Origin of the sequence: Spirosoma aureum (assembly GCF_011604685.1) — a bacterium.
Lineage (GTDB): Bacteria > Bacteroidota > Bacteroidia > Cytophagales > Spirosomataceae > Spirosoma > Spirosoma aureum.
In genome coordinates this window covers 4375955-4400546 of the sequence record NZ_CP050063.1, presented here as the reverse complement: position 1 = coordinate 4400546, position 24592 = coordinate 4375955, and the positions used below count along the sequence as shown (strand labels likewise).

Genomic DNA, 24592 nt, shown 5'->3' with positions numbered 1-24592 from the left:
GGCCGGTTAATCGTCAATGTTTCGTCACAAAGGCTTCTGAATTCATTACAGTACTGGCCACTACGGCTCCGGCCGCCAGGGCAGGCATATCGGTTACGTTGGCTGGTTTGTGCGCTCCGGCCTGAATCCACCCCCGCACTTTAGCCGGTGACTTCCGAAATTTCTGATACTCCTGCCCATAAAGTCTAGTCAGAATCGCCAGCTCTCTGTTGGTAGGTTTTCGACTGGTCAACAGTTGAAAACTGTAGGTCAACTGGTCTGGCAGAGACTGATAGTGGGTCAGCGACCGTTGGGCAACTACGCTGGCCGATTCAACAAACTGAGGGTCGTTCAGCAGAATCAGCGCTTGAAGGGGTGTACTGGTTTTTTGCCGTTGCACGACGCAATAGCTGCGCGAAGGCGCATCGAAGGTATTCATCGACGGTGGTGGGTTGGTTCGACGCCAGAACGTATACAAGCTGCGACGGAAAAGATTTTCTCCTTTGTCCTGTTTATATACATCGTCATTTACCGCCCACAAACCAACTGGCTGGTACGGTTTTACGCTTGGCCCACCCATTTTTTTCGACAACAAGCCACTGGCGGCCAAGGCATTATCACGAATCATTTCTGCCGTTAATCGTGACGATGGACCGCGCGATAGCCATGTATTTTCCGGGTCGCGCTGAAGTCCTTCGCGGCTGGCGCGGGACGATTGGCGATACGTGGCCGATAGAACGATCAGTTTCTGCATCGCTTTCATATTCCAGCGATCCATTGCATTTCTACCGTCCCGAAACGTGATGGCCAGCCAGTCGAGCAGTTCGGGATGCGTGGGCAATCCTCCCTGATTACCAAAATTATTGGACGATTTCTGGAGACCGGTTCCGAAGTACGTTTGCCAGTAGCGATTCACCACAACACGGGCCGTCAGCGGATTATCAGGATGAAGAAGCCATTTTGCCAGCCCTAGTCGGTTCCGTGGAAATTCCGGCGAAAAAGGCAGAATACTGGCTGGCACATCGGGGCGTACCCGCGGACCATGTGCATCATAGACACCCCGTTTGAGCAGGAAGGTAGGTCGGGGTGTTTTCATCTCCTCCATCACCATTAATTCCGGTATGGCTTCCACAACCTTATTGCGCTCTGTGCGAAGCTGTTGTAAGGTTCTTTGCTGCTGTTGATAAGTCGATGATTTGGTTGACAGGTAGTAGGGAAACGATTCTTTTGCGTCGGTCACGGTTGCCTGACGAGTGGCTAAAGTCCCGGAAGGTGTTGCCAGCAAGGACACTTCAGCAGCCGTGAGTTCTCGGCCGTAGACAACCAGTTCATCGACCAATCCATTTTTTAAACCGGCTCCCCTCATATCGGCACCTACCTGCAAACCGGGCTGTTCCTTCCCTAAATGGGTGCCTTTGGGCCAGACAATGTCCTTGTACAGATTGTCTTTTTCCGTGATCATCGACGCTTCTTTGCCATCGATATATAGCTTCAGGCCACTGGCTTTGCTCGATCCGTCGTACGTCATGGTCAGGTGAATCCATTTTTGCTTCGGCAGCAATGCCTGACTAATCCTGACGATATTGTTGTACGGCCAGGTGTGGGCCATCAGTAGTTCGGCCTTCCCCTCGCGGATGTTCAGGAAATACCCCCTGAAATTGTACAGAATATCACCCTGTCCTTTGTGTAAAATCACGCCCTTGTTCAGTTCTTTGGGAATATTCACCCAGACACCGATCGAAAATGGCTGCGCCCGATGAAAAATACCTACTTTACCGAGGCTAAGAATATCATCGCCGTTGGATTGAAATGCCTGTCCAAACTTGCCCGCAGCCAGTACCGGATCGACCACAGTTCCTTTATCCGTGCCTGATACCTCACTTTCGAATTTCCCATTGACCAGCTTGTCGAATGTAAATCGGGCCTGAAGCCCTGCCTGAGGAGCAAATGAGATTACATTATTTGCCTCTTTCCGCCATTGTTCAAAGGCTGGTTTTTCGGACTGAACGGTTCTGGCAAGGGTTGTTTCCGCCGTTTTGATCTTCGTATCGATAAAAGTCAGCAGACTATCCTGTTTCTTTTCGGTCAGCAACAGGGTAGGTACCGGTATGGCATCGTCCCACGAAATCTGTCCGGCCTCATCAACATTGTTAAAAAACGCAAACAGGCTGTAATAATCCTTCTGCGAAATCGGGTCAAATTTGTGGTCGTGGCAACGGGCACACTCCACCGTCATACCCAGCATGGCCGTACCCAGTGTGTTGGTGCGATCAGCCACGTATTCAACCCGAAATTCTTCGTTAATAATCCCCCCTTCCATATTTTGGGAGTGGTTCCGGTTGAAACCTGTCGCCAGCCGCTGCTCGCGCGTAGGCCGTGGCAGCAAGTCACCGGCCAGTTGCCAGGTAATGAACTGGCTGAACGGTCGATTTTGGTTGAACGATTTAATGACCCAATCCCGCCAGGGCCACATGGCCCGATAGCGATCCACAGTGTAGCCATGCGTGTCGGCATACCGGGCCAGGTCCAGCCAGTCGACAGCCATTTTTTCGCCGTAATGGGGTGATTGTAACAATCGGTTGACTACTTTTTCGTACGCATTCGGCGATTTGTCGGCCAGAAATGCGTCTCTTTCGTCCAGCGTAGGCGGTAAACCCGTAAGGTCGAGCGACACCCGGCGCAGCAGCGTTTCTTTATCGGCTTCAGGCCCGGGTTTCAGCCCTTTCTCCTCCATTTTATGGAGTGTAAAATAATCAATGGCGTTTTTAGGCCAATTCTTGTTCTGTACGTCAGGTAGTTTTGATTTTTCTGGCCTGATGAGCGCCCAGTGCTGTTTATAGTCCGCACCTTGCTCAATCCATTTGATGAGTACGGCCTTTTCATAAGTCGACAGTACGCGATTAGACGCTTTAGGCGGCATCATCTCCTGTTCATCAGCGGTAATAATCCGATGGTATACTTCGCTGTTGTCCAGATCACCGGGAACAATGGCATGCTTGTGTCTGGCTTTTTTTAAGGCTGCCAGAGCTCCTTCCCGGGTAGCCAGTTCCAGACCAGCTTTCTGACTGTTTTTATCCGGACCATGACAGAAAAAGCACTTGTCCGAGAGAATGGGCTTAACGTGTAGGTTGTAATCGACCGTTTCCGGGAGCTTATCCGCCAGTTTAGCAATATCGGCGGGTTTATCGACAGAACTACAGGCTTGCATGAGCACCGCTGTACAGAAACAAATCAGCCCTATCAGCAATAGACTGGATCGGGTTTGTTTCGTAAGTCCTGTGTTTTTCATTGGTTCCGACTAGATAGGCCATTTGCTGCTTAAAGCGAGCATCCTTGTTCATTGTCCGATCACCAGCAAAAGTAGGATTTAAGCAAGCCAATGAAAATACACAAATAAGAGGTTGTTTTACACAAATCCGACTTATGCGTTCATATGGAAGCGCCTACAAACCTGGCTCCCATATGAACGTACCACTATTTGTTAAGAACCAGTGTGTAGCTTTTGCCCGGCTGCGTTGCAAAATCATAGACTGGCCCAATAAACGGCTTCTTCATGATAAGCTGCGCCTGGGGCGAAATGATAGGGTCTTTGATTGCCAGTGTCTGATAAAATGGATTCGGGTTGTCGGCTCCATTGAGCACCGTCGTGAATCCATTTGCCTTCATTTCGTTCGGAACCCGAATTCGGCAGTTTCCTCCCAACGTAGATTTTATTGTGACTTTTGCCACTTTGCCATTTTTCCACTCAAGGGATGTGATCTCAAAACCACCGCGTGCCCGCAGGCCGCTGATGCTTCCGTTCTGCCATCGGTCGGGCAAGGCCGGAAGCAGGTGGATAGCACCGTCATGGCTCTGCATGATCATTTCGGCTATTCCGGCCGTGCAGCCAAAATTACCATCGATCTGAAACGGCGGGTGCGCATCGAACAAGTTCGTATAGGTGCCTCCACCCTGCTGTGAACCAACCGGCGACAGTTGATTGGTAATCAACTTATAAGCCCGATTCCCGTCCAGAAGCCGCGCCCACCAGTTCACTTTCCATCCCATCGACCAGCCCGTAGACACATCGCCCCGCTGTTCCAGGGTGTTGCGTGCTGCCGTAAACAACTGAGGAGTACGGTAGGCCGACAATTGCGCCGATGGGTACAGGCCATACAGGTGTGAAATATGGCGGTGCTTGTCGTCGGGGCTGTCCAGATCGTCGATCCACTCCTGCAACTGGCCATGCTTACCAACCTGCATTGGCGGCAACTGAGCCAGTTTAGACTCTACTATCCTGACAAAATCGGCATCGACGTTGAGTGCTTTGGCCGCCCGAATGGTGCAGGTAAAAATGTCGAAGACAATCTGATTGTCCATCGTTACGCCCGCGTCAATCGAGGTTTTGGGCCGGGTCGACGGAGCATTTTCGGGTGACATACCGGGGCAAACGACCAGATAATGATGATTGGGATCTTCGACCAGATAGTCCACAAAGAACTCGGCGGCCCCTTTTATGGCCGGATAGACTGATTTAAGGTACTTTTTATCGCCCGAATACTGGTACTTTTCCCACAAATGCTGGCTGAGCCATGCACCGCCCATTGGCCACATCGCATAATAAATTGGGTCGACAGGGCCGGTAATTCGCCAGAGATCGGTGTTGTGATGAGCAACCCATCCTTTGGCTCCATACATAACCCGCGCGGTTTCCTGACCCGTCTGCGACAACTCATTTACCATCTTCACCAGTGGTTCATGCAGTTCGGTCAGGTTCGTGACTTCGGCGGGCCAGTAGTTCATTTCGGTGTTGATGTTGATGGTATATTTGCTATCCCAGGGCGGGCTCATCTCATCATTCCAGAGGCCTTGCAGGGTAGCAGGCTGCCCTTGAACCCCATCTCGCCCCGGCTGCGAAGCCGAAATCAGCAGATACCGCCCAAACTGAAAATACAGTGACACCAATTCCGGATCATTGCCCGTTGCAAACTGTTTAATTCGTTCGTCGGTAGGAAGTCCCGCAGCAGCGGCCGAACTACCCAGATTCAGTTTGACGCGATTGAAATAACGTTGATAAGCCGCTATATGATTATTCAGGATAATCGGAAAAGGGCGCTTGATGGCCAGATTCAGGTGTTTATCGGCCAGGGCTTTCGGATCGGCAGTGAGGGTTTTATAATCAACGAAATTAGTAGCCATCGACACGTAAAGGGTAGCGGCATTGGCGCCACTCACCACGACCGACGTATCGGTTTTGCTGGTTTGACCACCTTCCGGCATGACGTGTACGTGCGCATTAAACCGCACTTGTCCCTTCACGCCCTCATGGTCGCTGGTAATGCCCGTTAGCACGAGCTTATTTGTTCCCTCAATGGTTCGCTGGATTTGCTGTGGGCTGTTCAGGAAAGCTGCAAACGATAACTTGCCGGGCTTGTCGGCAGTCAATCGAACTACAATGACCTGGTCGGGTACCGACGCAATCACCTGACGCGTATAACGCACACCATCAACCGTATACGAGGTGGTGGCAACGGCTTTTTCAATATCCAGATCGCGGTAATAATTGCTGTACGTCTGATGATTCGGAAAAGTTAACAGGAGGTTACCGACCGGCTGATATTTCATACCGTTGATTTTGGCTGACTGAATTTTCTCACTCGCCAATTTCTGCGCTTCGTCCTGCTTGCCCTCAAAAATTAATTTCCGAATAGTCGGTAAAGCGGCCAACGCTTCTGGATTGTCGTTGCGGTTTGGCCCGCCCGACCAAACCGTCGCTTCATTTAGTTTAATGATTTCCTGCTCAGGGTTTCCATAAATCATGGCTCCTAATCGGCCATTGCCAACAGGCAGCGCATTCGTCCAGGTGGTTCCGGCTGGTTGTTTGTACCAGAGTTTTAGAGCTTTAGGTTGCTGGGCAAGTGTCGACAGAGAAACGCAGAGAAGACAAATAGTTACTCGAAAGATCGTCATAATGAATAGTCAGACTGTTTATCGGCTAATGGGACTGAGTCATTTCCCCAGCTTTTTTACCCATCCCGATGCAATTTTATCGCAAGAAACCGGATAGTCAGCACGTGGATGTAAATAAGTCTTATCACGACTACATTTAGCTTTCCACTCCTTTTTTCAGTATGCTTCGCTTGTTCGGTCAGGGCTTTGGACTAGTGCGCCACTCCGTTTACTTAAAGTCCGGCAAGATCACATCCTTTGCTCGTTTGGCAGGTGTTACAGTCAGTTTTTCGACTTTCCCGTTGACAAATCGGCCTTCTACTGTGGTCTTGTAAGGTGCATGAAGCTTAAACGTTACGTCCCAGTTTCTGGGCCAGGCCGGAAGCAGCCGGATCACCTTGCCATCCGTCTGCATCAGCATTTCCTGAAGACCGATCATGCCTGCCCCACCCCAGTTATGGTCGGGCGTCCAGTCGAAGCCAGGTCCCCAGAAAGCCGGGAAGCGCCGACCGGAATTTCCTAGCTTTAACGTAGTCAGGCGGGCGGCTTCATCAGTCAGGCCAAGCCGGGCGGCAAAAATGCTATGCTGCCGCCAGCCAACATGGCTGATCTGTTTGACAACATCCGGGTCATATTTGTAGGTATTGATGGCCGTATCGAGGCCGGGTTTACCAAGCCCATACGTACCCCATGGGAAAACCGGATACAGTTGCGGACTCTCTGTATTATTGATTCGTTCCCAGAGCTTTGCGGGAGAAATAGTCACATGCCCATCGAACTCCCGAAAACTGATCGGCGGAATTCGCCTGAGCATCTCGGTCCAGGTTTTGCGTTTCTGGTCGTTCAGATAAGTGTCCGGCAAGTCAAGCAGTCGCGTCAAAACGGTTGTCAGCCCCGCTACAGTTGACGACGGATTATAGGCCATTTTATATGTCTCAGCCGCCGAACCCGGATAGATAACAAGTTGCTTTTTTTCATCCAGTGCGCTGGCTCCCCGCTTCCGCGCCAGATACTGATAATGCTGATCGAAAAAAGTCAGGCAGCTTTCAATAAACGGGATATAGGACGAAATATCGTTCCCGGTGTATCGCTCTTCGTCCAACATCATCAGGCAAAATTCCAGCGATGTATCCCAGAGGTATTCCAGCCAGCGATTGTATTCCATGCCCTGGTCATATTCGGCAGGGCGTTTGTACCCATATTCAGCAGGGTTTGGCAACCCGAAATTCTCAATCTGTTCGGTAAAACTTGCGCCTTCGTGCCCCCAGTAGTGCTTTGTGCGCAGCTCGGCCGTTTTTAGAAGTCGCAGGTAGAAATCGAACTGGGGCTTCATCAGGTCAAAATCACCGCTCTTCAGCATCGGGAAATAGACTAGCCGCTGATTTTGTGCCGTGTGGGTTCCACCACCCCAGTTTCTGAAATCAGGCGACAACGTATCGTTTTTGTTCGTAAAAACAGGGTCATAGGTAAACAACCCGCCGTTGAATTTCGTCGGCCATTTTCCCAGTGCATTGCAACCAAGCATGTAGCGAAACAACTGGTAATTACGGCCAATCTGCCATGTCGCCGATGCCGTATCGGGTCGGTCGGGCTGAATAAAAATAGCGCTTCGGTTCCAGAATTGCTTCCACCAGTCGAGTGTTTTTGGCAATGCCGTCTTCTCTGTCTTTGTCGCATCGACTATGAACTGGCGCACTCCCCTCTGCCATTCCGCTACGCTCTTCACCGTGTCGGTGTGCAGGTAAACCGTAATTGTATGCGACCGCTCGGGTGATACACTGGCCAGCTTCCAGCCTTCAAAATCAGTATCGATGTATTTTCCAGCCGTTTTTCCGGCGGGGTGCATGTTCTGCCCGAGCATTGTTCCGCCGAAAATCAGATCCTTCATCGGGTTGTACAATTGCTCTTTAAGACCTTCCAGACCCTGTTGTTTTACTGTCATATCGAACACGGTCGTTGCCCGATTCTGGTGGTAAAACTGCACGGCATCTGACTGAAAATTAATCGTATCCCGAAAGGTGGTTACCTCACCAGAAAACATATGCTTCCAGGTATTTGCCTTGTTCGCTTCCCCTTTACTGACTCGATCTTTCGTTCGCCAGGTTTCATATGTAGCCTCAACTTTTGTTGCTTTACTGCTCTGAATATCAACGTGGATAACCGGCCGAAATACATCAACCCAAACGCGCAAATCGGCGCTTAATGCACCATTGGTTCCGTGAATTTTCACATGCCCGTCCTGAAGCGACAATTCCTGCCGAAACGACTTCCCATCTAATGGGTTAGGCGACAATCTTACCCGCACACGGCCTGCTTTGAGTGACGCATTATTTTCGTCGAATACACCACTTTGAGCCATATAAAAAAGGAGTTCACCGTTCTCAACCCAAACATTCAGGCCAATGTCGCCCCCTCCGCAAGGCATCGATTCTGATGAGTTGCGGCATTGACTGGTCCAGATAACATTATAAGATGACAAGGTCTGGGCTTGTGAAACACTGCACGGTATTCCAGAAATGGCGAGAATCAGAACCAGGAGGGTTATTTTCATTCGTACAGGAAAAACGGGAATCAACAGCACAAAAGTAAAGCAATCTGGTTCTATCCGTAAATTCACGATGCAGGCTTTCTTTTATCCGATTCTGACTCCAGTTCACAAAACCGATGTATTCGGGTACTGTATAGGCCAGTACAGACTATTTTCTTTTATTTATTATTATTTTCCATTATTTAAGAAAATCATAGATTTGCAGTAAGTTTAATCCAATTAAATTACCCTTACTATACAAATAGGCACGAGAATATGGCCAAAAGTCTTTTTTTCGAGCATACTACACCCGGTAAACGAAAAAATTAGAAACTTCATCCAGAAAATCAGCGGAGTAAATAAGTGGATCAGACTCATGGGCAACTGATTTACTAAGGAAAACGCTCAAAATGAATAGACCATTTAACCAAAACCTAAACAAATGCATAAAACGGGTTTATTGGTGCTGCTGGGTTTCCTGATAGCGCTCTCTCCTGCCGTGGGTCAGTCAACATCGGGCAAACCACGTACCATTGTCACCACCGATGGCGAAGTGGACGATGTCGATACGTTCATTCGGATGCTCCTGTACAGCAATGAGTTTGACATTGTGGGATTGGTGTACAGCAGTTCACAGTGGCATTACAAAGGGGATGGCAAAGGCACCCGGTTCACGTCTGAGATGCCCAATACGGCAAAACGCTATGGCGAACGAACGGAACTCCGCTGGCCCGGAACAACCTGGATGGAGGACTATATTGACAAATATGCCAAGGTGTATCCGACTCTGATCAAACATGCAAAAGGTTATCCCACTCCCGAGCATCTGCTGAGCCTGATTCGAGTTGGCAATATTGATTTTGAAGGGGAAATGAGCCGCGATACCAAAGGCTCTGAGCTCATCAAGAAAATTCTGCTCGATACTGATCCCAGCCCCGTTTACCTCCAAATATGGGGAGGGACAAACACCGTTGCCCGAGCCCTGAAATCCATCGAAGATCAATACAGGAATACTCCCAGCTGGCCCACGATTGCCAAAAAGGTATCCGATAAAGCCATCATTTACGCGGTACTTGATCAGGATGCGACCTACCAGAAATATGTCGCTCCCAACTGGCCGCACATCAAAGTATTATACAACTCCGATCAGTTCTGGAGCTTTGCCTACTTATGGCCTAGGGTTGTTCCTTCTGAACTACAACCCTATCTGGGAGGCAAATGGTTTTTTGAGCACATCAAGTCAGGGCATGGCCCACTCCTGTCTTCGTATTACCTGTGGGGTGACGGCCAGAAGCTCCCCGGCGACCCGGAGCATACACATGGGGATATGGAAGAGGCTAAAAAATACAACCGGAGTCAGTATGATTTCATTTCGGAGGGTGATTCCCCGGCTTATTTCTACCTGATCGATGTGGGTCTACGGAGTATGGAAGCTATTTCCTACGGCGGATGGGGTGGGCGGATGGTGCAATCAAAAACGAATCCCTATCGCTGGGAAGATGGCAAACAGGTGACCGATTATGACCCGTACACAAAGAAAAACGAAACGGCCTATCCCCAAACCCGCTGGATTCCCGCGCTTCAGAACGATTTTGCCGCCCGTGCCGACTGGTGCGTTAAACCCTATAAAGAAGCCAACCACCCGCCTACGGTCAAGCTCAATCATGCCCGCAATTTAACCGTAAAACCCGGTCAGCTCATAACACTTAGCGGTTCAGGAACCGATCCAGACAACGACAAGGTCAACTACCGGTGGTGGCAGTACGAAGAAGCAGGCACCTACGCTGGCCAAATTTCGATTAAACACGCCGATCAGCCAAAAGCATCCATTACCATCCCAAAGGATGCTGAAGCCGGAAAAACGATTCACCTGATTCTGGAAGTCAGCGATCAGGGAACGCCCTCGCTGACCCGTTACCAACGTGTTATTGCTACGGTGGCCAATTAAGTTTTTCGTTTTTTAAAACTCTATACTACCCAAAGACGAGCGGCAAGTTTACATACGAACATGTCTCACCGCTCGTCTTTGGGTAGACATACTATCAATATTATTGGCGACTACAGCCGTTTACCTTCCTGTAATCGCTTCAGTCTCAACAAAGCTTCAATGTAGTAGTAATCAGCATAATTGATCGACACATCGACCTCGGAGTTGTTGGGTTTATGACCCGTTGAATGCAAAAGAAAGGCGTTGTTTACCTCATGACTCTGGTAAGAGGCCGACGACAGAGACGTTAGCATAGCCTCGGCTTCGGTTCGGTATTTGGTTTGGAGGGATTTATCCTTCGTTAAGGTGGAAAGTTCGAGAAGCGCCGACGAAACCACTGCCGCAGCCGAGGCATCCCTGGGCGCATTCGAAATATCAATAGCGTTGAAATCCCAGTACGGAATATGATCGGCGGGCAGGTTTTTGATGAACACATCGGCCGTTTTCTGAGCCGTTTCGAGAAACTCTTTTTTACCTGATTCACGATACGACATTGTAAACCCATAAATGGCCCAGGCCTGCCCCCGCGCCCACATTGACGCATCAGAATAGCCCTGATGCGTTACGCCTTTGATTTTCCGTCCGGTTTCCCGGTCATATACTACCACATGATAGGAGGTCCAGTCGGGCCGGAAATGGTTTTTCATAGTCGTCATGGCATGACTGACGGCGATGTCATACAGCTTTTTGCTGCCACCATTTTTCGACGCCCAGAACAACAGTTCGAGATTGATCATGTTGTCCATGATCGTGTTATGCTGCGGCCACTCCATATTAGGCACAGGTCGTGGCCACGACAAAATCGTGCCGACGTTTGGATTAAAGAGCGTAGCCAGCGAATCGGCCGCCCGGAGCAGCGTTTCCTTGTAGGCCTGATTTTGGGTCAGGCGGTAACCGTTGCCGTAGCTGCAATAGAACTGAAAACCCAGATCATGATCGAGAACGGGTTTGTCGAGCACCAAAGCCAGCGATTCGGTAAAGGCTTCTGCTTTTGCTTTGAGAGTCGGATCTTTGGTGTATTCGTAACTGTACCAAAGCGTACCCGGCCAGAAACCGCTCGTCCAGTCGGTTACCGAAACCGTATTCCAGTTTTTCTGTCCGGCTGGTATCCGACGGGGTTCTTTTGTATAATCGGTCTGTTGAGGCAGCGCTTTTTTTAACTGAGAAACACAGTAATCAAGCTGATTGCCGACATCCAGGCTTGATTTCTGGGCCAGAGCCTGACTTGAAATCAGCAGTATAACGCAATAAACTGGTATGTATCGCATGAATATCGATTGTCTTTGTTGAGATTCAGAGGATGGGTACCTACGCAATGGATTTTAGAGATCTGGTGTCAGCCAAACCGCCTGACCGCCTTTCGGGAGCAACGTCATATCCAGTGATTGCCCGGCTTTTACTTTTTTGACCGATACACGCACCTGAGTTTTGGTTTGAACAGTCGGGTCGTCCGAATAAATATGGGCGGTGTATGTCTTGCCTTTGGGTAGAAAATCGAGCGGCAATTTCAGGCTGCGACCATCGTTATTGCTGATCGTGCCCACAAACCAGTCGTTATTGCTTCGCCGGGCAATCGTTACGTATTCACCAATAGCATCGTGAATCACTTTCGTTTCATCCCAAACAGTCGGGACTTTCTCGAAGAACTCTATTTCGGGTTCACCACCGTATTGAGCGGGTTTGTCGTACCAGAAAACGGATTGCAGCGGGCTATATGAAATGACATTCATGGCTAACTGATGAGCATGAGTATTTTTCAGCCGTTTATCGTAATAGCAGACTGTATAATCGCCAGCTCCGGCCAGATATCGGGTGAAGGGCAAAACGGTATTGTGCGTAGCATCCGGAAACTCTTCATTACCACGAATACCTTCCTGCGTCATCACGTTCGGATAGGTTCGGCTGGTTCCGGTCGGGCGGTATTCATCGTGAATATTTACCATCAGGCCGTTTTCCATTGCCTTGCGTTTCGCTTCAGTAAGCCAGGTTGTCCAGCGGTGTGATCCGACCTGCACAAACCCAAACTTTACACCTTTTATGCCCCACTTTTTATAGAGTGGAAAGATCTCGTCCATCTGTTTGTACAACGCCTGCAGGTTGACGTACAGGATTACCCCAACTCCTTTTTGCCTCCCATACTCAATAATTTTCTGAAGGTCCATTTTGGCCACCACTTTTGTCGCATCAGAATTAAAGCTGAAAGCCGGGCCGTACCATTTCCAGTCGAACAGAATGTATTGAAGGTGGTGAGCCGCGGCAAAATCGATGCAGGCATTGGCCCCTTCATCGGTAAGTGTCACCTCGCGCATGACCTTTCCCGGCTTTATCCAGTCGGTGTTCCGGAGAATTGTCGGCGGATTCAGATTCAGCAGAATGTCATTATTTTCGAGGAGTTGACCGGGGTGTTCGGCTACCATGATGACACGCCAGGGTGTTCCTACATCCGACATCAAATCGGCACTTTCATACAGTGCAGTCACCAGCGTATTCGGTTTGTCAGGCAGCAACTTATACTTTGTCAGTGCATAATCGGTCAGGTCCGCTTCAGCCAGACTAACGTACAACTTATCGGGCAACTGGAGCGTCAATGGGCGCTCGGCCATATCCGGCCAGTCGCGTAGGGGTCGTAATGAATACGGACCCTGCGCCCAGCCCGTAAACCAGGCTTTTGTATCGGCAGGGAGCGTGAATTCTGTATTTTCGGCCATTACCCGATGGTATAGCCCTTGTGGGTGCTCCGGGAAAAAATATCGGATGGCGATGCCTTCGTTGTAGGCCCGGATAAAGATGCTCAGGCGATAGTTCGGGTTATCATCTTTCTGAAGCAGAATTTCGATCTGATTGTACTGGTCACGAATCAGGCTGCGTTCGCCATAAACAGGTTTCCAGGTCGTGTCGCGTTGCGTATTGATGACGTTTTTTATGGACAGGTTGTCGCACCAGCCAGCACCCGCCGATCCAACCGTGCTGGACACTTTCTGAGCCATAGCCTGCTCGAAAATATGGTTGTCGATCTGAATACCCAGCCCCGATTCGAGAATAACGGGCTTCTTCTGAAAATTGACCCGATACATCAGCTGCCGTCGGGCCGAGTTCGGTTTGCCGGGGCTGGTTTCCTTCTGCGCGAACACGACCTCCAGCTTACCATCCGGCGAATGAAGATGCGTTTCCGATGGAAGATTCACCGGTGTCTGGCCAAAAACGGATCGGGCCAGTAAAATCCCGGCAAGCAGGGAATAAGAAATCAAATTGGGCATTATAGGGTAGTCTTCTGCCTGCGTCAGATGCAAAACCAGGCTTAATTCATATGTGATTGAGTTGCTACCCACTAATCAGCTTCCATTCTTGGATTCGCTGATGGTTTGAGCAACTCATCTGACTGTAAATAGTCATTCAGCTTTTCTCAATACCCCTTTGAGAAACTTTATTATTTACAGATAAGTCATACGGCCAGATTTCGGACATCACCTTTATCAGGAAATGGTCAACATGAATCCATATTGAAGATGACAGCTGACGAATGGCCCATCGTCAGGACGTAAACCCATTGAAAGGGATGGAGTGATGACCTGGTGCTCGGCCAACTTAAACCACTGTGATTTTTGAAACCTTAGAGGTTTGTAAGTAAAATCATGAGAGTCAATTAATACTCGTTCTTAAGGAATATAGGGCTTACCGACAACCAACTTATCGCCCGAAAAGTCTACTTCAAATAAATGAGGAACCCGGACATTACGGCCGTTGCTGGATTTATGACTATGAAGTGACATCAACCACTTGCCATCCAGCGTAGAAAACAGCATACCGTGACCGTAATTAGGCGGGGTTATAGGCTCTTTCTCCTGCATCCAGGGTCCATCCAGCGTACCACTTTCCGAATAGGCAACACCTTGGGTATACACATCGTATATCCAGCTGGTCCAGATCATGCCCAGCCTTCCGGTTCCTGTTCGGAATAAATAAGGACCATCCGTTACTTTGTTTGGGCCAATCTTATCATTCGATTTTTCGCGGCTCCAGGGGCTATCGCTTGCCCGAAAAAGCAATTTTCCCTCGCCGATCGAACCGCTCAAATCGGGCTTCAGTTCTATTTTTTCAATGGTTCCATTCAGGTTTTGCAGCCATTCATAACAATAAACCATATAAGGCTTACCATCTTTATCCACCCAAAATGTGCCATCTAAGGTAGGTTTGTCAGCGGGCAGGTAGACCGGGTCTTTCATGGGGACATAGGGCCCCTCGGCTTTATCGCTCACTAAAACATGTGAGGCACGGCGTTCGATGACATTCCCGGCAACCGTATCAATTTTCACCTCCCGGTTGGTGAAGGTGGCAAAATAGTAGTATTTATCTTTGTAGTGGTGCAATTCTGCCGCCCAGATCATCGGGCTCTTTCCCATCCAGGATTCCGGGTCGGTCTTCGCTATAATGACAGGGCCTGTCCATTTTTTCAAGTCTTTGCTTTTCCACAACATGCCCCCGGTGCCGGTCATGTAGTACGTTGCGGTGTTTTTATCAGCCAGAATAAACGGGTCGCTCAGGCGAATAGAATCCAGGGGTACATCCTGCCTAAATATTGGCGTTCGGTTTTGCGAGAAAACCGGGATCAGATTAACGGTAATCAATGCGACTATGAATAACGCCTTTTTAACCATTGTCCTGCTGCGATAAACTAATTTTGCGAAAACGTCAATTCCAGGCACTCTTTTTATGGTATTTCTTCCCGCTAAGCTACTATTTTTCTGATGAATCAGTGGCGTTTTTCTCTACGGGGCAATCAACGTCTGTTTAGGGCTTTTACCAAATTTATGCTGGCTATCGTAAGCCAAACCAAGACCAACGCTGGAGAGCTTGTTTTCATCAGCGATTTCCGCCTTTGGAAAGAGTCGCTTGAATTCGGCCTGTATGGAGTGAACTTCAGTAGAGCCGCCAGTAAGAATAACCAGGTCAATGTCTTCGTTTCTGACGCCGGCCTCCCGGAGGCACTGGGTAGCTGAGGCCGCTATCTTCTCTACTTCATCCTGAATCGCTGCTTCAAAGAGGGCGCGTTTGATCGTTATGAAAAAATCGTCCTCGATAAAATCAAACGCGGCCCGGTGCTCATTCTGAGACGACAGCGCAATTTTTGCCCCCTCGGCAGCGGCCAGAAGTGTATGACCGGTTTCGTCTTCAAGAACCTTTAGTAGCCGTCTATACCGCTTTTTATCATGCGACTGATGCAGAAACTGCCGGGTTTGCATGATAACTTTGGGCGTATATAGAAAATTAACTTTACTCCATTCGGCCAGATCATGAAATGGTTTTAACGGAACTTCCAGCTGTTTATCACCGTATCGGCTGCGGTAACCCAGTTCGGGCATAATGGCCGCCAGACTTAACTCTTTATCAAAATCATTACCTCCAACCCGAATCCCCGTATTAGCCAGAATATCGGATGATCGATCCGGTTTGTGAATCGCCTTATTCGACAGCCTGATCACCGTAAAATCGGATGTACCTCCACCCAGATCAGCGACAATCGCCAGTTTTTCGCCGTTTAGCTTTGCTTCGTGCGCAAAGGCCGCGGCAATGGGTTCGAACTGAAAATCAATGTATTTAAACCCGATTCGCTCAGCAATCGCCTTCAGTTCGGCCTGTGCCTGAGCATCAGCCATCGGGTCATTGTCAACAAAATGAACAGGGCGTCCCATAACCACATGTTCGATTTCCTGACCGGCAACGGCATCCGCTTTCGCTTTAACATGCCTTAAAAAAGAGGTGATGATGGTGGCAAAATTCATGGAAGAGCCGTTAACAATGGTTCCATGTTTCATCAGGGAAGTACCCAGAACCCGCTTCAGACTTCGCATAAAACGTCCGGGTTTCCGATCGAAGAACAGATTAACGGCCGTTCTTCCGAAGAAGGGCTTGTTATCGATGCTCTGGAAGAAAATAGCGCTGGGAATGGTTACCGACCCTTGCTCAACCGGTACGAGGCTAATTTCGCCATTATTATCGATGGCTACACTCGTATTTGATGTGCCAAAATCTATTCCGCAGGAAATCGTTGTCATTCCGGTCTGTCTCAAGGTTTAGCGTGCCGTTCCTGTTGTGTGAGCAGGAACTTTAGCCTGCACGGCTTATCGCTAGATAAAAGGGGGGCAAATTTACATTAAAAAGTCGTTTCGCTTCCATCATTTTCTTATCTGGTAATATAAAAATGCTGTTCAACCGGGGCAGCCGATTGTACGTTAGTCCCTACGCTTGTTCCATATTGCCAGGCGACAACCGTTACTTTCAGGGGCATTTTACTGCGGGGAGGAATTTTGGTAAAGACCAGATGATTTCCCTCAATATAAGCCGGCCCTTCCTTCACATAGTACGATACAGGCATTTGAGCATCTGATACGGCATTCAGTGTCAATGATTTTACTCCTGCCTGTTGATCCGGTATCTGCAAAAAACGAATTGTCTGCGCTTTCCCTCCTTTATTCACCAATGGGAACCGGAGGTCGGCCTGTTGTACGATACTCTTGTACCTTTTATCCCCCTTGTTGGAAGCCAGTAGCCAGATGTCATTGGAACGTTTGGGATTATTGAACCCCATCCGATTAAAGCTGAGCTGAAAGGTGGTGTCGTTCAGCTTCTTCACGGGCCCACAAATGCGATCTATCGAAATCCTTGTACTGGCATGGTTCGTTAGTTGGCGCACCCGCGAACTATCGGTAAACGCACTTGTCAGATGGAATGTAATGCCATCTGCATCGGGCAAAAATTGGAGCTGATAATTGCCATGACTTTTCTTCGGCTCTAAAAACTGGCCGTTTTGCCGAAAACCCACGTACTGAGGCTTTTTGCTCCTTGCCTGTCGGTAGATTGCTTCGGTGGCTTCGGCCATCTCTTTATCGAAGCACCAGGATGCAGCCTGTTTATTGCCTTTGTAAGCCAGATAGGGCGCGGGGCTGGCCATCGGTAAACTGTCTTTTCGCCACCTGTCCATTAGCCAGCCGTGTTCGGGATTAATGGGGGTTAAAACCACACTATCTTTTACGCTGCTTTTATCAGGCAATCGGTAGGCAGCGGCTTTCTCGATATATAGTGCCAGAAAGTTTACCAGCTCATCGGAGTAGTCGAAATGTCCCCTACCCGCATCGGCCAGCAAGCTAAACGGCGTTTGCGGATGTTTGGCCACATAGGCAAAAGCCGGACTTAGTCGATCCTCCCACCACTCATATTCGCCCATCACCATCAGCCCAGGCACACCTACGATGCTTCGGTAGCCGCGCGACTGAATCGCAGAATCTGCCCCGTTCCAGTCAGGATTAGGTTGCCCACTGCCGGTAAGTTTGGTCAGGGGTGCATCACCATGTATGGAAATAGCTGCGAGCGTACGACCGGGATTCCAGGCCGCAAAATTCCACGGATAGCTGGCTAATGCTGAATGACCGATAGGAACAACTGGGGCAAACTTCAGTTCACGATACCCGGAAACCGTGGCCAGTTGGTCCATCATGTTCTGAAATTGCCCGCCGGCTCCGTTCGTAAAATCAAAAACGAAATTAAAGCCGGGCGTTACCCAAACCTCGGCAAAATCTAATTTGGTTAGTTTTCTGCGAAAATCAGGATGTTCTAAAATCCCCTCTTCCAGCATATTATGCTGACCGACCACTACCCCCCGAACGTACCTACAGTCTTCAGGTATCCACAAAAAAGCCTGTGGATGATCGTTAGTCTCTGCGGAAATAACTGAATTTACCGGGGTTGACCATTGCCACACCTGAGCTTGGGCAGGAATTATATAGCCGAGACAGGCCCACAAAAACCATATAGACGCTTTATCTATTCGCATGCGATTAGATTCCTAAAACTGACGATTCAATCTAAAAATTACCTTCTTGACCAGACTTTTCCGTATATGATGAGTCAAAAAGTGAGAGCAGCCCATCCCGAAGGCATAGGACTGCTCCTGATAACCAGTCATTCGGAGGGTCTTAGTAATCGTTATGGCTTGACTAATTTTACCACTGCGCTTTTTGTTGTCGTACTGACCCGAAGTAAATAAACACTTGTCTTTCGATTTAGCGTTATGACCTGACGCTGTATGTCGGTAGCCTGCTCAATGTGTTGTTCCAGTAACTGATTTCCAGCCAGATCGGTCAATAGTATGTTTACGGATTGACCCGAAGCGCCACGAATCTCGACCTCTGCCCGCTCCGTTGCAATCGGATTGCCCAATATGGTTACGATCAATGGCGTTTGGCTTTCCGTAGCGCCAATTCGGCTACCAACCGGACAAACAGCGCGAATGTTCCAGTCCAGGGTTACTTCCTGACCGCTCTGACGGGCTCGTAGCGTCAGTATGGGTGCATCGGCGGCCGTGCGCATTTCCTGATCGACAAACTGATTCGGATTCGTTGTCCAGCCCGTAATACCCGGCACCGCATAGTACTCGATCAGTGAGCCATCGCCACCGCTGGTTCTGAACGTAAACGCTCCGGTCTGACAACTATAATCGGGTGCCAGCAAAGTCAGTAGCCCACTAGCCGCATCCCTGACGGTAAGTTGAAAACTACTCGACACATGCAGCCCACCCGGATCGGTAGCCGTAACGATGACGGTCGCTACACCCGTTGAAGAAGTTATACCAATAATGACTCCATTCGACAAGGTTAGCCCTGATGGTAAACCGGTTGCCGACAAACTCAACACATCGCCATCTGGATCATTAAAGGTATTGACCGGCAGACTGTAACTAAAGGGTTGATTTACGAGTGCAGATTGGTTGGTGAGCGCGTTAATCAAACTCGGCGACTGATTGGCTGGCAGGTTCGGTCCAAGTGGACAAACGGCACGGATATTCCAGTCCAGAGTCACTTCTTCCGAACCACTTTGACGAGCGCGCAACGTGATGACGGGAGCATCGGCGGCCGTACGTAAGCCCTCATCAACAAATTGATTCGGGTTGGGCGTCCAGCCCGTTATGCCGGGTGCCGCGTAGTATTCGATGGGTGAGCCATTGCCTCCGCTCGTTCTGAATGTAAAGGCCCCGGTCTGGCAGTTGTAAGTCGGTGTTAATAAAGCTAAAGGCCCTCCCGTAGGTGATTGACTTACGATCAGTGCAATATCATTGCCTGTACCACCCTGATACGTAATCTGGAATTTAGCCGTTCCTGCATCGATTGTACTCCCTTCGGCCAAACCATTGAACGTGCCCGTTACGGGTGATCCACTGGTGTTGTCAACAATAACGTAACTTGTGCCTGCCGAAAGAGCAGCTCCGTTGCCTAAATCGATGATTGTCAAGGCAGCATTGTTGATCGTTACACCGTTCGCAACCAGCTTATCGAAGGCAGCCTGATTGCTATTGAACTCAAGGTTGTACGTAGCATCGGCGTTTACCAGAAGTGCTCCTGTGGTTGTAAACGTACCCACTGAATTTCCGGGTGAAATAAAAGCCCCTGCTCCCGAACCGGTTCCGACGCTGACAGAAGCGGTATTGGTCCCTGTTCCTGCCAGTGTTCCTCCGTTAACCCGGATTGGACTCACCAGGGAACCATTGATCACCAGCGACCCACTTGTTACGGTGGTAGCACCCTGGTATTCGTTCGACCCGTTCAGAATAAGCTTTCCATTATTGACCGTTAAGGCCGAGTAGAAGGGCGTTCCCGCAATTATTGTCGTTCCATTTTTTATGGAACCGGTGATGGTTTGCGTACCCGAACCTGTTTTTTCAAAGTTCACCCGGCCTTTATCGACGGCATCGGCCGTCGGGCCCGACCCAATTGTTCCTTCAAATGTACCGTCCTGATTATCAGCACCGATCACTAATGTTGAAGTTCCGTTGGTCAGGGCATTGCGGGCAATAATATAGGCAGCATCCGTACCATCGAGTGCTCCGATGGTTTGCTTGCTGGTGTATAAATTAGCGCCATTGAATACCAGAACTGCCGTAGCGTCGGTACCCATTGTCAGGCGCCGTGGAGGTAGCAGAACATTATCCGCGTCGGTCGTACTATTCGTGGTGTTGTGTAGCTCGATCGTACCCTGCGCCAGGTTAATTCCACCCTGCAAACCACTCCAGTCCATAGCCGCCTGAATCCGTAAGCCCGCATACGAGCCACTGCTACCATAGATGGGCGTGAGGATTTTCAATCCCTGCGTTCCGGCAATTTTCAGGGGTATCCTCGAGTTGTTGATGGCATTACCCAGAAAGAGCTTCCGGCTACCGCTGTTGATCATGTTGATTGTCGGCATACCCGAAAGTGCCTGAAACGTTAATGTACCGCCATTCTGTCCACTGGCCAGGTGCAGTTCCGAGGTTCCATTCGCAGCGTACGTCAATGTGCCGACGGTAATGTTCCCGTCCAGCGTGACGCCCCCGATGTTGGAAAAACTGGTAGCTCCGAATGTCGCATTGGCTTGAACGCCCCCCGGAACGATCGAATTGCTCCAGTTGGTCACCGTCGACCATTTCAGAAAACGAAGCCCGGTTCCATTGGTTATAGTCGACGTGGCTACAATAGCCGATCCGCCCGGTCGTTGCGACAACTGGATTTTATTAGCAGTAACCGCCACTACGTTATAAGCCGTATTCGCGATGAAACCGCCCGGAACGGTACCTGTCAGCCGTACCAGATCACCCACCACGAAGGTCTGCCCTGGCCAGGTCAAATCGGCACTGCCACTGGTTGATGAGATGGTGCTGGTTGTGATACCCGTTGTGTTGGTCCAGGTTCCGTCCGTAACACCCGGAATTGGATTTACGGTCAGCGTTTGATACACTATCGGGGCCAGATTATACTGACTATCACCCATCTGTTGTGCAATGATGGTTGTTGTTCCGGGCTTCGAGACATGGATCGTTCCATCGGCATTGACTGAAGCGATTCCCGGATTCGAACTGGAATACACGACGGTCAATCCGGAGCTGGCCGTTGCACCCGGACTGAAATCCGGAGCGCCGAATTCCTTGTTTGCCATAGCGGGGAACGCAATGGTCTGGTTATTGGGTTTGATTGGTTCATCGAGCGAAAATGCCAGGGTTCCATACCCCAGCTGGTCGTAGCCACCACTATTGGGACCAAAATTACCCCCTCCACCCTCAGGCCGTACGATCTGCGCAAAGCGAGCGGTGTAGGGTGCCGATAACCCTTTCCGGTTAACGTAATGATTATAAACCAGCTCCCAAACCGGACGGATATTCCCTCGTCCATCTTCTGATACAATCGGCTGCACAACCCCAATACAATTGCTGTAGGTAGTGTACGGAACCTCATACCCGAGGTTGTATTTGGCGATGTATTCAAAGCCTTTCAAGAGCCGGTTATCGTCATACCCATATAAATCTTCGCCCTGATTCCAGGCCATTTCGCAGAAAGAACCGGCCAGTGCCACACCAAGCACGGTATGACCCTGATCGCGACCGCTCTCCTGCCACTGGCCCAGATTACCATAAACATACGGAACTACGTTTTTGATGGAGCCCATACCGGCCCCATTTTTAAAATAATCAACTGCTTCGTTGTAGATGTCTCTCCTGTCGCAAAGTACACCGATACTGAGCATGGAGGCCATGTTGCATAAATCCCAGTTTGCCCAGTAATTGCTGATGCAGGCCCCATTGTGATTGACCAGAAAGTCGTGGTTCATTGCGTAAAATACAGTCAGCATCCAGTTCTGATACCGGGCGAAGTCGGCGGGAGCCCAGCCGCTGTAGGTTCGCATAATTTCGGCCGCATTCGCCAGTTGATACCCCTGTATACCCGCCAGCAGAAATTTATCCGATGTACCGCTGATGGTTGTTAAGGCAGCCGACCAGGCGTTCATGATCGCAATTGATTTCTCGGCATAGGCATTGTCACCCGTGATTTGCCAGCGTAAAGCCGTAGCGTAAGCCGACGCAGCATCCCGAAAAAGCGACGCGTAGTTCTCGGTGTTCGTGCCATCAAAACCACGATAAATGATTGTAGGTACCGGATTGGTAAAGGCCCGACCGAGCGACGAGTGTGAGTTAGCCACCAAAATGTCCCAGCTCGATTTCCAGGGCTGTGCATTGGCCGCAATTTTAACTTTCATCCGATCCAGGTCGGCCTGTTTATGAAGTAAGCCCGGATGCACAAATGGCTGAGCCAGAACTGACGCGGCCGATGTCCAGAAAAACAGCAGAAAATGCAGTAGTGTCTTTACAAATGAAGCGACTTTAGTGCTTTGGGGGCATGAGTGCCCCAAACCCATAGCCCATAAATAGAGTAGGTTGAGTTCTTTTTTTTGCATGTAACGTAAAGTTTAACGACTTAGGAATAGAAAGAATGAAAGGGAAGGTGAACAGGTGTGGTCCGAAAAAAGCAAAGGCGTAGCGGGCGGTGATCCGGAAGTCATATTTCCGGATCACCTCGCATACAGGAATCACTAAAAAAAATTATTGGGATAGAATTACCAGCCCGGATTTTGTTCGAGCTTGGGGTTCAGCTGGATCTGCTGGGAAGGAATAGGTAGCAGATAGTTTTTCTCACTGAAGGAGCGGCTGCCATCCACGATCAGGTTTCCTTCCGCATCTTTCGCCGTAGCGGCCTGTGAAGGCCAAAGTGTCTGAAATTCAGTACCCGTCCACTTAACGCCGACCAGTGGTTTGGTGAGAACTTCAACGGCATTGTGCCAACGCTTCAGATCATCGAGCCGGAAGCCTTCCTGATACAGTTCAATGGTCCGTTCCCGCCGAATTTCCGTCCGCATGTCCAACCCATTGGTCGTGACAAACTGGTTGCTCAATTTTGGCATTGCTTTGTTAACCCGATTCCGGACCAGATTTAACGACTTGTCCAGATCAGCATCGCTAATGGTTCCATTCCGTTCAAACACGGCCTCAGCGTAGTTCAGCAAAACTTCGGCATACCGAATTACCGGATAATCATAGGCTTCCTGATTATCAGGAACCTGACGCTCCGCTACCCATTTCTGGCTGTAGTATCCCGATGTTCCGTTGGCATAGGGCTTAAAGGGCGATCCATCGGCATTGGCTCTGTCGGCCGGGCCGCCCGTCCAGTCGATGCGCCAGTTGGCATTGGGCGACCAGTAATAACCACCCGCAATTTTCATGTTATACCGCATCCGGTTATCGCGATTCTCGAACTCGGATGTCATCGTGGCGTACCCTTTAAACAAGGGTGACTTTTCGATCGGCAAACCATCTTTACTTAGGTACAGGTTTACAAAATTCCGGGTCAGATTGATGGGTGTTGACCGGCTCACATTGTTGTTGATCATCCGTACCGTCTGGTCGTAGCGGTTGGCCAGAATGTACTCATTATTGGCTGATTTCTGAATGCTGGCCGGATTCGACTTCTGATTTTCCAGAATGAATAGGTATTTCTGAGCCGAATCACCCAGGGCAGCCGGGGCAAATAGCTGATATTGACCACCCGTAATCACCGCGCCACTCGCGCTAATAGCTATGTCCAGAAGAGCATTAGCCCGTGCACCCGAGCGAAATTTCTGCCAGGTGCCTTCATAGAGAGCAACCCGTCCCAGAAATGACTGGGCAACCTCTTTATTGATCCGCCCCAGTTCAGCAGCAGTCTGAGCAGTTTTTATGGGTAGATCGGCAATAGCTTCATTGAGGTCTTTGATGATAAAATCAACGACTTCATCACGAGTATTCCGGGGCGCCTGCAACTCGGGCGAATCTGGGGCCAGCAACTTATTGATGATCGGAACACCCCCGTAAACCTGCAACAGATCGAAATAAATATACGCCCGAAAGAACTTCGCTTCGGCAACGTATTTGCTGATCTCAGCCGGTGTTGGGTAGGTTGGTGCTTTACTCAACAGGTAGTTAATGTTCCGGATGCGTGTGTAACCGATACTATACGGACTATCCGTCGTTGGTACGGTATTTAGTCCCCGGCTGAAAATATTCTGAGAGGCCAGTATATCTGCTTTATAATCCGTATGGTAATTCTGGTTCGAGGTATTGGGCGGAGTATCGTAAACGACATCCGCAAAGGTGCGCATGTACGGATAGAAGGCATTGGCAGCCAGTAGAAAATCATTCGGCGATGTCCAGTAGGCGGCATCAGAAAGCTGGTCCAGCGGATCCAGATCAAGTGCTTTATTACAACTGGTTTGTGTGAGGGAAAGCGCCCCCGCCAGCAATAGCGTATATGAGAATCGAAACGGTTTCATGTCTTTTCTAT

General features: G+C 49.6%; 11 protein-coding genes. 1 reads left to right on the top strand and 10 read right to left on the bottom strand.

Annotated features, from left to right (window positions below; all coding sequences use genetic code 11):
* Positions 1-13: 13 nt before the first annotated feature.
* The 3 genes from G8759_RS17360 to G8759_RS17350 form a co-directional block, all read right to left on the bottom strand.
* Positions 14-3268, bottom strand: a complete 3255-nt coding sequence (locus G8759_RS17360; protein WP_167210113.1) for a DUF1553 domain-containing protein — start codon at positions 3266-3268, stop codon at positions 14-16.
* A 185-nt stretch (positions 3269-3453) separates the two neighbouring features.
* A complete protein-coding gene (locus G8759_RS17355) occupies positions 3454-5928 on the bottom strand; it encodes a glycoside hydrolase family 95 protein (protein WP_167210111.1) in 2475 nt (824 codons plus the stop codon).
* A gap of 208 nt (positions 5929-6136) precedes the next feature.
* The gene (locus G8759_RS17350) at positions 6137-8458 is read right to left on the bottom strand and encodes a DUF5703 domain-containing protein (protein WP_167210109.1); all 2322 of its coding nucleotides are present in this window, start codon (positions 8456-8458) and stop codon (positions 6137-6139) included.
* Between the two features lie 418 nt (positions 8459-8876).
* On the opposite strand from G8759_RS17350, the gene G8759_RS17345 reads away from it, so the two are divergent.
* Complete coding sequence (locus tag G8759_RS17345) at positions 8877-10382, top strand: DUF1593 domain-containing protein (RefSeq protein WP_167210107.1); 1506 nt, start codon at positions 8877-8879, stop codon at positions 10380-10382.
* Between the two features lie 110 nt (positions 10383-10492).
* Here the strand turns inward: G8759_RS17345 and G8759_RS17340 are convergent, their stop codons facing one another.
* The 7 genes from G8759_RS17340 to G8759_RS17310 all read right to left on the bottom strand — a co-directional run bounded on the left by G8759_RS17340 (position 10493) and on the right by G8759_RS17310 (position 24581).
* The gene (locus G8759_RS17340; RefSeq protein ID WP_167210105.1) at positions 10493-11689 is read right to left on the bottom strand and encodes a glycoside hydrolase family 88 protein; all 1197 of its coding nucleotides are present in this window, start codon (positions 11687-11689) and stop codon (positions 10493-10495) included.
* Positions 11690-11743: 54 nt separating this feature from the next.
* Positions 11744-13678: a glycoside hydrolase family 97 protein gene (locus G8759_RS17335; RefSeq protein WP_167210103.1), complete on the bottom strand. Its 1935-nt coding sequence runs from the start codon at positions 13676-13678 to the stop codon at positions 11744-11746.
* Positions 13679-14077: 399 nt separating this feature from the next.
* Complete coding sequence (locus tag G8759_RS17330; protein WP_167210101.1) at positions 14078-15076, bottom strand: glycoside hydrolase family 43 protein; 999 nt, start codon at positions 15074-15076, stop codon at positions 14078-14080.
* Positions 15077-15187: 111 nt separating this feature from the next.
* Positions 15188-16474 (bottom strand): Hsp70 family protein, encoded by a 1287-nt coding sequence (locus G8759_RS17325; protein ID WP_167210099.1) that lies wholly within the window; start codon positions 16472-16474, stop codon positions 15188-15190.
* A 128-nt stretch (positions 16475-16602) separates the two neighbouring features.
* The gene (locus G8759_RS17320) at positions 16603-18249 is read right to left on the bottom strand and encodes a hypothetical protein (protein WP_167210097.1); all 1647 of its coding nucleotides are present in this window, start codon (positions 18247-18249) and stop codon (positions 16603-16605) included.
* A 152-nt stretch (positions 18250-18401) separates the two neighbouring features.
* Positions 18402-22673, bottom strand: a complete 4272-nt coding sequence (locus G8759_RS17315; RefSeq protein ID WP_167210095.1) for an alginate lyase family protein — start codon at positions 22671-22673, stop codon at positions 18402-18404.
* Positions 22674-22832: 159 nt separating this feature from the next.
* Positions 22833-24581 carry a RagB/SusD family nutrient uptake outer membrane protein gene (locus G8759_RS17310; protein WP_167210093.1) on the bottom strand — a complete coding sequence of 583 codons (1749 nt, stop codon included), beginning with the start codon at positions 24579-24581 and terminating at the stop codon, positions 22833-22835.
* Positions 24582-24592 lie beyond the last annotated feature (11 nt).